General features: G+C 51.7%; 9 protein-coding genes. 3 read left to right on the top strand and 6 right to left on the bottom strand.

Features of this window, described 5'->3' with window-relative positions:
* Positions 1 to 2 precede the first annotated feature (2 nt).
* Complete coding sequence (locus AC6I7T_RS20375; protein ID WP_497789392.1) at positions 3 to 1,217, top strand: pyridoxal phosphate-dependent aminotransferase; 1,215 nt, start codon at positions 3 to 5, stop codon at positions 1,215 to 1,217.
* Between the two features lie 137 nt (positions 1,218 to 1,354).
* Here the strand turns inward: AC6I7T_RS20375 and AC6I7T_RS20370 are convergent, their stop codons facing one another.
* Positions 1,355 to 4,621, bottom strand: coding sequence for a TonB-dependent receptor (locus tag AC6I7T_RS20370; RefSeq protein WP_497789391.1), 3,267 nt, complete (start codon positions 4,619 to 4,621; stop codon positions 1,355 to 1,357).
* Between the two features lie 1,023 nt (positions 4,622 to 5,644).
* On the opposite strand from AC6I7T_RS20370, the gene AC6I7T_RS20365 reads away from it, so the two are divergent.
* Positions 5,645 to 6,592 carry a universal stress protein gene (locus tag AC6I7T_RS20365; protein WP_497789390.1) on the top strand — a complete coding sequence of 316 codons (948 nt, stop codon included), beginning with the start codon at positions 5,645 to 5,647 and terminating at the stop codon, positions 6,590 to 6,592.
* Between the two features lie 111 nt (positions 6,593 to 6,703).
* Here the strand turns inward: AC6I7T_RS20365 and AC6I7T_RS20360 are convergent, their stop codons facing one another.
* From AC6I7T_RS20360 to AC6I7T_RS20345, 4 genes are all read right to left on the bottom strand, one after another.
* Positions 6,704 to 7,417, bottom strand: a complete 714-nt coding sequence (locus tag AC6I7T_RS20360) for a Crp/Fnr family transcriptional regulator (protein WP_497789388.1) — start codon at positions 7,415 to 7,417, stop codon at positions 6,704 to 6,706.
* A 142-nt stretch (positions 7,418 to 7,559) separates the two neighbouring features.
* Positions 7,560 to 8,054: a cyclic nucleotide-binding domain-containing protein gene (locus AC6I7T_RS20355; RefSeq protein WP_497789387.1), complete on the bottom strand. Its 495-nt coding sequence runs from the start codon at positions 8,052 to 8,054 to the stop codon at positions 7,560 to 7,562.
* A gap of 12 nt (positions 8,055 to 8,066) precedes the next feature.
* Positions 8,067 to 8,612 carry a hypothetical protein gene (locus tag AC6I7T_RS20350; protein ID WP_497789386.1) on the bottom strand — a complete coding sequence of 182 codons (546 nt, stop codon included), beginning with the start codon at positions 8,610 to 8,612 and terminating at the stop codon, positions 8,067 to 8,069.
* A gap of 44 nt (positions 8,613 to 8,656) precedes the next feature.
* A complete protein-coding gene (locus tag AC6I7T_RS20345; RefSeq protein ID WP_497789385.1) occupies positions 8,657 to 9,538 on the bottom strand; it encodes a universal stress protein in 882 nt (293 codons plus the stop codon).
* A gap of 382 nt (positions 9,539 to 9,920) precedes the next feature.
* On the opposite strand from AC6I7T_RS20345, the gene xylB reads away from it, so the two are divergent.
* The gene (gene xylB / locus AC6I7T_RS20340; RefSeq protein WP_497789383.1) at positions 9,921 to 11,402 is read left to right on the top strand and encodes a xylulokinase; all 1,482 of its coding nucleotides are present in this window, start codon (positions 9,921 to 9,923) and stop codon (positions 11,400 to 11,402) included.
* A 219-nt stretch (positions 11,403 to 11,621) separates the two neighbouring features.
* Here the strand turns inward: xylB and AC6I7T_RS20335 are convergent, their stop codons facing one another.
* Positions 11,622 to 12,827, bottom strand: a complete 1,206-nt coding sequence (locus AC6I7T_RS20335; protein ID WP_497789382.1) for a VWA domain-containing protein — start codon at positions 12,825 to 12,827, stop codon at positions 11,622 to 11,624.
* Between the last annotated feature and the right edge of the window lie 32 nt (positions 12,828 to 12,859).

Raw genomic sequence — 12,859 nt, 5'->3', positions numbered from 1 at the left:
CCATGCATCCAGATACATCAAGTGACTCGGGTTGTAGCTATTTCAGCCGCCGTTATTTTCTACGCTTAGCAGCCGCAGGTTCGGCCCTTGCAACTATTCCTATCCTTACCGAATCTCACCTCGCGCATGCTCAACGCCTCAGCTTCATCGCGAATCTTCCACCCGATGCAGTGTTAATTAATGCTAACGAGAATCCACTAGGACCTTGCGAAGCCGCCAGCCAGGCAATAGTCGACATCCTTCCCAAAGGCGGTAGATACGGCTACCAACTCAGCCAAGAACTGATCAACACTTTTGCTGCGCAAGAGGGCCTTTCTCCTGACCACATACTTCTCTATGCGGGCTCTAGTGAACCTCTTCACTATTCGGTTCTAGCTTTCACCTCGAAAGAGAAAGGCTATGTCACGGCTGATCCCGGCTACGAGGCAGGGATGAGAGCAGCGGCAATTAGTGGTGCCAAGATATCAAAGGTTCCGCTCACGGCCAGTTATGGCCACGATATAAAGGCCATGGTCAACGCCGATCCCAATGCAGGAATCATCTATATTTGCAATCCCAACAATCCAACGGGAACCACCACCAGCCGAGCAGATATTGAATACGCGCTAACGAACAAGCCAAAAGGAGCAATCCTCCTTGTCGATGAGGCATACATTCACTTATCCGATGCCCAACCATGTCTCGATCTGGTGAAAGCGGGAAAGGACCTTATTGTCTTACGGAGCTTCTCCAAGATCTATGGCATGGCGGGAATTCGCTGCGGCTTTGCAATCGCTCGCCCCGATCTTCTGGAGAAGCTTCTTCCGTATGGGCAGAACGCAATGCCTATCACCGGGGTAGTTGCGGCCAAAGCAAGCCTTCTCGATAAAGATCTGATTGCCAAGCGTAAGAAGATCAATACAGAGATCCGCTCCGATGTCTTTGAATGGCTTGAAGCCAATCATTACAGTTATGTTCCCTCACAAAGCAATTGCTTTATGGTCGACACGAAGCGGCCAGGAACAGAAGTCATGGCTGCAATGGCAAAAAAGAAAGTCATTATTGGACGCGTATGGCCAGCGTGGCCAACACATGTTCGAATTACTGTCGGATCACAGCGCGACATGGACGCTTTTAAAACTGCATTTCATGAAGTCATGAATAGCTCCACCGCAGGATTAAGACCTGCTCCCTTGCCAGCCCGCCTGAAACAGACGCCATTCACGCATCTATCGTAAAAGCTCTGATAGCCGATTATCAGCAGAAAGGGCTGGCTGGAAGAAACTCCAGCCAGCCCTTTCCTTCCCTAAGTAAATCCGGAACACCTGCATTCATTGCTGGGTAGCAGGTGTTCCTAAGATCAGGCTCTAAACTCCTAAAAGATAATCTTCACTGCTAGCTGTGTATTGAATGGTTCGCCAGGTCCAAGACCCGGAGAATAGTTTCCGGCACCAATCGTTGAACCAATCTGGCCAAAGCTATCCGAGCCATAATATGCGTTGCATAGCTGGCTGCAAGAGGGGCTGGCAAGGTTGATGCGATTAAAGAGGTTATACATTTCTGCACGGAACTGCGCGTTGATTGGCTTATCCTTCACACTGAATTGAGTGCTCTTTATGACGGAAAAATCCACATTAGCGAAACCAGGACCAAAGATACTGTTTCGGGCCATGGTCCCCCAACTCCCACTTGCTGGCTGGGCAAAAGCATCGGGATTAACCCACTGAACAAGACCATCGGCATTGATCTTGTGACTTACACCTTTGAAAGGATTTCCAACCAAATTCACGCGCTGAGTATATTCGTTTGTTCCGGAGGAGTCGTCGTTATTATAGACAGTGATCGGCTGCCCACCTTTGAAAGAAAACACGCCGTTCAGGCCCCATCCATGAGTAAGCAGTTTAGGCCCCTTGATTCCAGGGACTTCATAATTTACGAAGCCCACGAAGGTGTTGCGGGTATCGAAGTCACTGTTGCCATAGTCTCCTTTGAAGTTATAGCTATCTTGTGGAAGATAACCACGGTATTGAGTCAGCTCGTCGAGATTATGTCCCCAGGTATAGCTGAACTGAGAGGTGAGCCCCTTCCATGCATTTGTACGGAAGACCGCCTGCAAGGAATTGTAGTTCGAAGTGCCGATACTCTCGATCTGATTGATATCAGCATATTGAGGGAAGCTGGCAGCATAGGGACTAGCTACTCCAAGTTGAGCGGCTTGAGATGGCAGATACGGCTGATTAATGTTCCTCAGGCTCAGGAGCTTGCGGCCTTGGCTCCCGACGTAACCCAATTGAATCATTCCACGATTGCCCAGAGTCTTCTCGATCTGCAGGTTAAAGTTGATGTTGTAGGAAGAGCGGAATTTAGGACTGACGGTAAACACGGCACATTGAGCTATCGAGCAGGAAGCATCGACAGGGAAAATTGCTGCTCCATTGGTAATGTTGCCGTTGTTTTGAGAGAGAGTATAGACAGGACTTGATCCTCCGGGATTTCCTTCTACGCCATTTGGAGCAGAGTTCCCAGGCCGATTGTCGAGGAAAGGATTAGCGTTTGGCGTGTCAAAGAAGACACCCACGCCACCGCGGACCACAACTCCCGGCGTAGCTTTTGGAGAATAGCTAAAGCCGACTCGAGGACTGAAGTTATTCCAGTCTTGCGGATAGATGCTGTTGATTTGATTGCCTTGGAAGGCCAGCCCATCCGTAGCCCCAGTAAGACCGGGACGGAATACTGAAATATTCTTTTTGTCGTTGTGCATTGGCCCCATGTATTCATAGCGAAGGCCGTAGTTGACATTCAGGCTAGGCAAGAGCTGCCATTGGTCCTGCAAGGAAAAAGCGAAGTTATTAATATAGACCGTGCGCTCTCCATTACCGCGTACGATAGTCGCCTTTGAATAGTAGCCAGCCAGGAAGTCTGCCAGAGCAAAGGCGTTGCTAGAGCAGTCAGAGCCGTCGCCGGAACACCACGGGCCACGGCCTCCGGTAAAGCTAAAGCTACCAACGGAGCGCCGCTGATAAAACTCATTCACGGAACCGCGACGGAATTCCCCAGTGAACTTGAACTGATGCTTCCCTACAGTCCAGGCCATAGCATCATTGAACACCGAGGTCATATCATTTCTACCTTCAGGTGGCGTCTGTCCGATTGGCTCGAATCCCGAGATCTTGATATTGGGCGCCTGAGTATACGGCGAACTGGTAACAAAACCCAACGAGTCTACGTTGAAGCCCGTCTTCTGATCGCTGAAAACCTGATTGAAGTAATTAAAACCGAAAGTAAAGAGATTGGTGACGGAAGGAGTGATTGCCCAGCTATGAGCCAGTTCATAGTTGTAAACGTGAATTGGCGCCACTTCAAAGTAGTAGTCGATTACGCACCCGCCACAGACAGGAGCAATCTGATTCCCTTGCCCCATAAAGCCACGCAGAGAGAGATGTTGACGGTCATTAATAGCGTGATCGAGCTTAGTCAACCCGTTATAACTGTACCCGTGCTCGGGAGAATTCGGAGCGTAAAGCGATGTTGTCGTTCCCGCCAAGGCCGCGCTCGGCCAGAGTGTATTCAACAGATTCTGCATCGCTGGATTGACCGGGACATTATATTGAGACATCAAAGCTTTGGCTTGAGCTTGAAATGCCTGATTGGGTTCGTAACTGCGATTGCCGGTCCCTATATTGAACATCTGCTTTTCAAAGGCAGCAAAGAAGAAGGTGCGGTCTTTCCAGATCGGACCACCAAGCGAAGATCCCCATTGAATATTGGTCAGAGGCTGACTGGCCAGATAACTTGTAGAGGGAGTGATAAAGGGAGATTGGGCAGCCAGGGCTTGATTACGTTCATAGTAGTAACCACTGCCGTGAATGCTGTTCGTGCCGGATTTTGTAACTACGTTCACTGTACCGCCAGGATTGCGGCCAACCTCGGCACTCGCACCAGTCTGTAGCGAGAACTCATCGACTGCATCGATGGGATAAACAATACCGGCGATATTCTCGACACCACCTTGATTGACAGCCGGGATATTGTGCCAGAGGTCATTGTTATCGGAACCATCGATTTGCCAATTCACCTGATTTGCACGAGTGCCATTCACCGAACCATATCCGCCAAGGGAGTACCCGGCGAATCCCGGAGCCAAGCCCAGCATCTGCGTAAAATCACGCCCGTTCAGTGGAATATCTTGAACAGATTTGCTGGCAATATTCGTGGTTTGTGTCGGCGTAGTGGTATCCAAGGCAATTCCAGCCGCCATGACTTCAACTGTTGTTGCGGTTTGGGCAACAGCGAGCTTGAGCGGAAGTGAATAGATAACACCAGCTGTGACAGTTACTTTGTTTACCTTTACTGTCTGAAATTCGCTGGCAGAGGCCGTGACAGTATAGGTACCAAGCGGTAGCGCCTGAAAGGTAAACTCTCCAGCACTAGAGGAGACAGTTACCTGGGAAACATTGGTTTCATCATTTGTAGCTGTAATTCGAGCCCCGGGAACAAAGGCACCCGAATTATCGGTAACGGTGCCGCTAATGCCACCGCGATAGGTTTGGGCATAGCTGAGGGGCGTTATAAGCAGCAGAGCAAGAAGAAGCCGACCTCGGCACCAATGACGCAAGAAGCTGAAAGCACTTAAAGGAAACATCTGTATCGGACCTCCAGAAAAGGGCACATTTAGGGAATAGTTTCTCGATCTCTCCACGGGAATGTACGCGGAGAGGGATTAGATCGAATTAAGTTATCGATTAGTTTCGGGAATAAACGACGGACTGATTTCTATGTTCTTTGGGAACGAAGAGTGCCTGGTAGGACGTGTCTGATGCGGGAGAAGACCGGCGGAGAGGCACTCCCGCCCATAGTCGTTTCCTGGACTTTGGCATATAGACAAAATATGCTTTGTATTCAATTATTGAATTCTGTACTAGACAGGAATGAGCTCTAGAACGGGCTTGCATAACATTGAGAACGGGTACACAACTGCCACTTCGGAACGACATAGTGTCTGACCTCCAAAAGTTGCGTTTTAAGATGATGTGGCCCTACGAATATTCCTTCTATATGCAAGTACAGAAGGCCCTGCAATTTCCTTGATTACAGCGAGATCTAGAAGTAACTCCACGTTGCCATCGATTAGGAATGGCTACGCCTGATTTAGTTCTCTTCTACAGCTATAAAAGAAATACATCGACGCCTATCGGACAGACAGATAGATCGGCGCCGGGAAACCTAGCGTTCTTTGGGATGTTTTGCTGGGTGGAATGTCGCGGTTAGGATCGACATTCTCTAACTTAGTTACAATCCGGCTAAAATTGCAAGAACAAAATCTAGCTTGCCCTAAAAAGGATGCTTTTTCAGGCTGCACAAGAGCCTCTGCCAGACAAGAATCTCTTTACATGTCAGAGGTCAGCCATGCCTCCCGAAAGCGTTCTGGTGACCAAGCGGGCTTTGCTCCTTCTGAAATTGAGACTTAAGACGTTCGTCGGCGAAGTTATTTGGCTAGCCCATTTTTCGCACAGATGTACACCGAAACACAAAGACTTGGGTGGCTTTCCGCATGCTGGTTTGAGAAGTGCACTTTACCCCCCTTGACGAATGCATACCTATGCGAGAAATGCCCTGTCACCGGAGCTTAAATTCGGGTGTAGAATTGTGAATCGCGAGGTAGCCCATGTTTGACCAGGAAAAACATGGTTGGACCAAACCCGCTTCCATCCTCGTCTCTACAGACTTGGCGGATACAGACCGGCTCTTTCCCGTGGCACTGGATCGAGCGACCGAAACCGGAGCGCGAATTATTCTGCTCCACGTCCTGATTCCCACCAATACGATTCTGCTCGATCCTAATGGATTACCGTTCTACGATCCGACGGAAGCGCTTCGCTATGCCGAGAAATCCCTGGATTCCTATCGGATGCAAGCGCAAGCTGCAGGACTTAACTGTAGCGTCATGGTCCGCGAGGGCGCTGCAGCGCAACAAATCGTAGCCGCAGCACGCCAGCTGAACGTAGATCTCCTGGTTCTCGGCACAAAGAGCCGCAGCAGATTGGGGAAATTGCTGTTAGGCTCTGTCGCAGAACAAGTGTTGCGGTCCGTTCCGGTGCCCGTACTCACTGTCGGACCCGAGGCCCACCCGCGTGCGGCAGCCCAAGGACAGCAACGCACTGTTCTTCACGCCACAACGCTACGAGAGACCTCTCATAGGAGCGCAACACTTGCCTGCGAACTAGCTCGAAGCAGCAATGCCAGACTTATTTTGCTTCATGTTCTGTCGGCCTTCGACTCCGAAAAGACTGACGCCTCGGAATTACAGAGATGTACGGAACGGGAGCTGCGCCGATTGATTCCACCGGAGGCCAGCTGCGCCTGTTCCGCCGATGTTCAGGTGGTCATAGGAAATCCCGCGATCGAGATCCTCGCGGAAGCAGTGGATCAGAAAGTAGACGTGATCGTCCTGGGAGCGTCTAAACCCAGCGTCCTGCAAAAATTAGCAAAAGACGGCACCATCTACCGGGTCCTGGCCCACGCACCCTGCCCAGTTCTGACCATTCTGGATGAAGATTCGGAGGGACAGGCAAGCGACCGCAGTCCCATTCAAGAAACACTGCATTCCAACTGACAAAGCATTTCTTGCACAGACACGCGCAAGCTCAAATTGCAATCGTGCAGCTTTCCTAAAAGAAAGCTGCACGATTATCTGTTCGAGACTATTGAAAAATCCAGAAAGGCTTTAAGCCGTCATTCTTTCCAGCTCATCCGGTTTCAGGATCGTCAAGGAAGTTCCCTTGATACTGATGAGCTGATCGCGACGGAATTGATTTAGAAGGCGGGTAACCGTCTCACGAGAGGTTCCAGCCATATTAGCGATTTCCTCATGAGTCAGGGCCATGGTAAAGCGGATCTCAGGTTTGCCACAGGCCACTGCGCGCCCCCAATCCAAAAGAAGCCGGGCCAGTCTACCCGCGGCAGAGCCGGATAGAGCCAAGCGCTTGGCATCATGAAAAACCGTCATGTATTCGGAGGAAAGGGATTGTGCAGCATGCATGCTGGCGATGCCATGCTTTGAAAGAAAATCGATAAATTCTTGCTTCCGGATTGTCTTTACTTGGCAGGGCTCAATCGCTTCTGCAGTAACTTCGTGGGGAACATTCGCCAGAACGGCACTTAACCCCAAGACGTCTCCAGGACCTGCGATCTTTAAAATCATGGTTTTGCCGTCTCGAGAGGTTGATGAGATCTTTGCCTGCCCCGTACACAGAACACAGACGGTTCGAGCAGGGTCCCCTTCCGAAAACAGCTTTGCCCCGCGCGCATGGCTCATTTGAATGCCGATGGCATCGAAGTCTTTCAGCGCGTCAGGCGTTAAATTACAGAACATACGCAGCGTGCGATGTTCGCAGCTTAGGCAATCTTCCGGAGCGTGATGCCCATGAAAAGAAGACATACAGGTTCTCAGGTGGTCTATGCAAGTATAGCCCAGCGAGTTGCCCAAGAGCGAACTTTTTCACTTCTACGTAATGAGTACGCGTCCAGTTCCTAAAGAGAATTTCTGTTAACCGTCCAGATCCCCGTTTATTTTCAGCAGATTAGGCAATAGAACTTTTACGGGATTTCCTTGTACGCACTCCTCTACCGAAAGACAGCATTGTGTAGGCGCGGGAAACTTCCCGGCCCAGTTCTTCAAGCAAATGCATCCGCAAAGGGGGATACGCTGCAAACGCCTCTTCAAGGGCAGAGCGCGGAAAAACCAGTGCCGCGGAAGGCCCTGAGGCAACAACGGTAGAGGTATGCCTTCCCTCTCCGAGAATAGCGGCCAATTCCACCAAGTCTCCGGCATGCAGAGGAGCAAGAGTTAACCGCGTCTCCCACCGCTCTATCGCCCGGGCAAACTCTCCGGCCAAAACCAGATAAAGTCCATCACAGGGCTTGTTCTGCTCAAACAGAAGTTCCCCATCTGCGTAGTTCTTACGTACAGTGGCCGCTCCCAACTTCTGCTCAATCTCAATTGGGCAGGAAAGCAACAGATTTAATGGTTGCGAAACAGCCATAGGGGAAGTCAATTTGTCCGAATTGATTTGCATTGAACTTCCTCCTTACCTTGACCCTGCAGTGAGATCAAGAGGTCGAAGGATGGAGGACTCCCATCCCAGGCATAGAAAACGAGCGCCGAAATACATAGCGTAGAACCCAAGAGCCTTTGTCGCTAAAATCTCGGAACCCAAGGAACCCACTAACAGTAGCGCTGCAAATAGAGCAAAGCCGAAGCTTGAAACCATCGACAGGTGATGGAGAAAAGCATGTCCGCGCAACGCGGGGACAATTAACAAATCCATTCCGGCAATCAAAATTGCATGTATTGCCGCCATCACGACCAACAGGCTCACTGTTAAATGTGGTGTTAACAACAATGTAGTGCTCACAAGTAATCCGATTCCTCCAGGAATCCACCACACCAACGCCGGTCGAAGAGAATGCTGATGTGCAGTCACGTCCACTGCCACAGCCAAATCCATCAAACTTGCAGCCAACAGAACGAAACCGGAACACAACAACGCTGTGGCCACAAGAAAAGTACTCATAAGGGAATCGGACATCAAATGTCCGAAGGTCAATAAAGCGATGCCCAAGAGAAGTGTCATCCCCCCTTGGACCCAGCAAACCCACCGATGCTCGAGAATGTGCTTCAGCAAAGCGCTACCTCCCCGACCTCGGAAGGCATGCCTTGCATCACCGCGGGGGGGACGCAAAGTACCGGTACCTTCGCTTTTGCCATCACTTCATAAGCAGTTCCATGAGAACGCCCGGTCCGGCTCTCCCGATTGACACCGATCACGATCAGCGCCGTAGGATACTGCGCCACTATCTCTTTCACGACATCTGCCGGCTCACCATCACGAACCAGACACCGCACCGGCACATGGGTCTTCCCTGCCGGGAAACGGACTTGCTGGAATGTCTCTGCGCAAGGATCCAGCTGTAAAGAAGCCTCTGCTGCAGTACGCGCATGGACCAGTAGCAGTCCTAGGCCAAACTGCTCGGCAACTTCTCTTGCCGTTGCTATTGCATGCAGCGATACATCATTTCGCTCAACAGGAATTACACAGTTTGCACCGCTGGATAGCTCGCCTACAGGCAACGCATCGGCAGCAACAGCCAGCACAGGACACGGAGCGACTCGAACCAGTTGTTCGGCAACACTGCCCAGCAAAGCCGGACCGGCCCCCGCAACACCATGGGTCCCGATGATCAACAGGCTTGCCCGGTACTGACGAACGACATCCAGCAATAGCTCGACAATCGTTCCCTGGCGAATTTCGGAATGGCTGCGAATCCCTTCGCTCAACAGTTCGCCGTTTAACTTCTGAATCTCAGCCTTGGCCTTTTCCGTCAAATCGGAGAGAGCGGATGACGGCAATCCGTTAATATCGGCATAGGCGAGTGGGTCAATGCCATGGGCGAGTACGATTCGCGCTCCAGAGGAAGCAGCAAGCTTACGTCCATACTCCACGGCAGCGCATGAGGTCTCAGTTAGATCTGTCGCTACGACTATCGTCTCAAAGCCCATTGCAGTCCTCCTCCATGGTTTTTGAGTGTCCGTCGGTATCATGATTAGGGGCAGTGATAGTATTCACCCCGGAATGTGACTTTCGTCACAACAACCTGTCCAAATCCAATAACTTCTGCGACTTCGTCGCGGTCATGGTTCTCCGAATTTATCTTTGCACTCCACAAAAACTCACTCCCCCAAAATCGCCTTCATTTCTCCCTTGCTCAAACACACCTCAGGGGTGATAGGCTTACTGCGCAGTGAATTAAACCGATTTACGGCGCTTTCCCGTCCACGCGCGGAGGATCCGATACCGGGAAACTCAAAGAGGGTTTCTGGAAGAGATTCCAGCCGCTCTCCGATCCGCCAAAACAGGAAAACGCCATAGGAGCAGCTTCAAGTGTGGTTCCTTGGCATTGATGTTGGCACTGGCGGCACACGCGCCGTCCTCGTAGACGAAACCGGTCAGGTGGTTGCCTCCGCCTCATCGGAGCACGCACCCTTTCGTACCCCGCAGCCCGGTTGGGCTGAACAGGATCCCGAAGACTGGTGGAGGGCAACGCAGGAAGCGATCCGCAATGCCATCGCCCAGGCTCCGGAACCTCACCAGAAAATTTCAGCTGTAGGCCTTACAGGCCAGATGCATGGCGCCGTCATGCTGGACAAAGACGGTAAGGTACTGCGCCCGTCGCTGATCTGGTGCGATACCCGCACCCAACCGGAATGCGACTGGCTCCACCAGGAGCTTGGCGAAAAACATCTCATCGATCTGACCTGCAACCCGGCACTGCCGAACTTCACTTTGACGAAACTGCTCTGGGTGAAGAAGCACGAACCGGAGGTCTTTGCAAAGATCGCTCACATCCTCTGCCCGAAGGACTACGTTCGTTATCGGCTGACCGGAACGTATGCCATCGATGTTCACGAAGCCTCCGGAACACTGCTGCTCGACGTAACCAATCGTCGCTGGTCCGCAGAAGTTGCAAAGGTTTCCGGGATTCCGGAAAGCTGGCTGCCGAAGGTTGTTGAATCACCGGAGGTGTGCGCAAACATCTCGGAAGAAGCCGCTCGCAACACCGGGCTAACAACTGGTACGCCAGTAGTTGGCGGAGCAGGCGACCAGGCTGCAGGAGCAGTCGGCATGGGAATCCTGTTGCCCGGCTCTGTCAGCGCCACCATCGGTACCTCGGGAGTGGTCTTCGCCGCAACGGACAATCCGGTCAAGGATCCTAAAGGGCGCTTGCATACCTTCTGCCATGCCGTTCCAGGACGTTGGCACGTCATGGGCGTAACACTCTCAGCGGGTCTGAGCTTCCGCTGGCTGAAAGAAACCTTTGCTCCCGGAAACAGCTACGATCAGCTGACCGCAGCGGCAGAGAAGGTTCCCGCAGGCAGCAATGGCTTGCTCTGGGCCCCATACCTTTTGGGCGAACGTTCGCCGCATCTGGATGTAAAGGCAACCGCAGCTTTCACTGGTATCACGATCACGCACACCCTGCCCCACTTCACTCGTGCCGTCCTTGAGGGAGTCGCATATTCGCTGCAGGATATCTTCACGCTCTTCGGCGAATTGGGAATTCCAGTCAAGGGAGTTCGTCTAGGTGGAGGCGGAGCCCGTGGTCCTCTGTGGCGGAAGATTCAGGCAAACGTCTACAACCATCCCTGCCAGATCCTTACGGCAGAGGAAGGCGGCGCCTTCGGTTCGGCACTGCTCGCCGGCGTAGGTGTTGGCTGCTGGCCCGATACAGATACAGCATGTGCAAAAGCTCTTACAGTCGCAGAAACAATTACGCCAGATGCAGAAAGCGTTGCAGCTTACAAGGAGAGCTACAAGATGTTCCGTAAGCTCTATCCCGCACTACGCAGCATGCGCGAGAACTAAAACAACTTTGTTACATCATGAAGAAAGGCTCCTTCATCGGGAGCCTTTCCTTATTCTCAATGATCTTATGTACGGTTACCGATATCGAATCCTTGGCGCATCCCACCTTATCTCGCTTCGCTCGCTAAGATGGGGCACCCCTTCCATCTGCTACCGTAACTTCGCCCGGCTACCGATATCGGCAGTAGAGTTTTCTGCGCTGACCGGTTCTTAGCCGCTCTAGTCCACTTCCTGCTTTGCGCGATAGCCATCGCGGGCGATCACGTCGTACTTCAACGGATGATGCTTCTCATCCTGCATACGCAGGGGATGTCCTTCGTTGTCTACCACCTCAACGCGAAGTTTACGATAGCTGCCATCCTGCTTCGTATTGGTTGGCTTGTATATCAATTGATATTGGTTGCGAATCGATTCGTTAATCGTATGGAAGATCTCCGGCATCTCCGCTTCAAAACGCGGGAAGAATGCCAGGCCTCCAGTCATTCTGGCAAAGGTGTTCATCTGGTTATCGGCCTGCAGATAATCCATATTTCTGACCGGCCCCATATAACCGCCAGCCTCTGCCATTAAGCGAGCTGTCTGCCCGGTGCTGATAGCAAAGATGGTGACATTCGGAGTCGCCTTAATCTTCGCCAATGTCTTGTCCAGGGTGATCTTGGAAAAGGTGTCCCGTCCGGAAGCTACCAGAATGATGTACTTTCTTCCTTCAATACGAGTCAGCCGATCCAGTGCTTCGTAAAGAGCGTCGAAGAGATTCCTCTCGCTGAAACCGGGAATCACCAGAGAGTTGATGGACTCATAGACGGCACGCTTGTCCTGAGTGAAATCTGTCAGGATTTGCGTATGCATGTCATAGGTCATCACCGCGATATAATCTTCCGGCTTCAGCTGTTGAGCAAAAGCATAGGCCGCGTTCTTCATGTCATAGACAAACCAATAGTTTGTCGACGCAAATTCGCATAGTAGTAAGGCTGTGATCGGCGCCTGAACGCGCTGAAAACCGGTAACCTGCTGAGGAATCCCATCCTCAAATACCCGGAAGTTCTCGGGCTTCAAGTTGGGAACAAACTGATGCGTCTTCTGCAGCACTACGCCTACGTCCACGGTCACGACCGGAACATCCACACGCAAGGAAAAATTTTCTAAGCCTTGAGGATTCTTTACCTTAGGCTCTTCAGGAGCAGGCGCCTCGACAGGCTTTTCTTTCTTCTTGGGGATAGCAATCCCGCTAGTGTCGGAAGCCGGACCGCCAGACTCAGGTGCGGGCTGGTCCGGGGCGGGTTGCTGCTGGGCCGGTTGTTGTTGCGATGGTTGTTGAGTCTTGGTCTGCTGGGCTGCAATATATGGTGACGCCACCAAAGAAAACCCGACCAGAGCAGCGCCAGACACGAAACAACTGTGAAAAATACCTCTTATCCAATTCATCCAGAAGACCCCTCGTTTAATGGTCTTAGCGA

The organism is Humiphilus diazotrophicus (genome assembly GCF_059726315.1).
This window is presented reverse-complemented; position numbering and strand designations above follow the sequence as displayed.

Excerpts from the sequence above, each read along its gene's own strand:
- AC6I7T_RS20370 (WP_497789391.1), bottom strand. The coding sequence starts at position 4,621 with ATGTTTCCTTTAAGTGCTTTCAGCTTCTTGCGTCATTGGTGCCGAGGT.
- AC6I7T_RS20335 (WP_497789382.1), bottom strand. The coding sequence starts at position 12,827 with ATGAATTGGATAAGAGGTATTTTTCACAGTTGTTTCGTGTCTGGCGCT.
- AC6I7T_RS20345 (WP_497789385.1), bottom strand. The coding sequence starts at position 9,538 with ATGGGCTTTGAGACGATAGTCGTAGCGACAGATCTAACTGAGACCTCA.
- AC6I7T_RS20350 (WP_497789386.1), bottom strand. The coding sequence starts at position 8,612 with ATGACACTTCTCTTGGGCATCGCTTTATTGACCTTCGGACATTTGATG.
- AC6I7T_RS20360 (WP_497789388.1), bottom strand. The coding sequence starts at position 7,417 with ATGTCTTCTTTTCATGGGCATCACGCTCCGGAAGATTGCCTAAGCTGC.
- AC6I7T_RS20375 (WP_497789392.1), top strand. The coding sequence starts at position 3 with ATGCATCCAGATACATCAAGTGACTCGGGTTGTAGCTATTTCAGCCGC.
- AC6I7T_RS20355 (WP_497789387.1), bottom strand. The coding sequence starts at position 8,054 with ATGCAAATCAATTCGGACAAATTGACTTCCCCTATGGCTGTTTCGCAA.
- AC6I7T_RS20365 (WP_497789390.1), top strand. The coding sequence starts at position 5,645 with ATGTTTGACCAGGAAAAACATGGTTGGACCAAACCCGCTTCCATCCTC.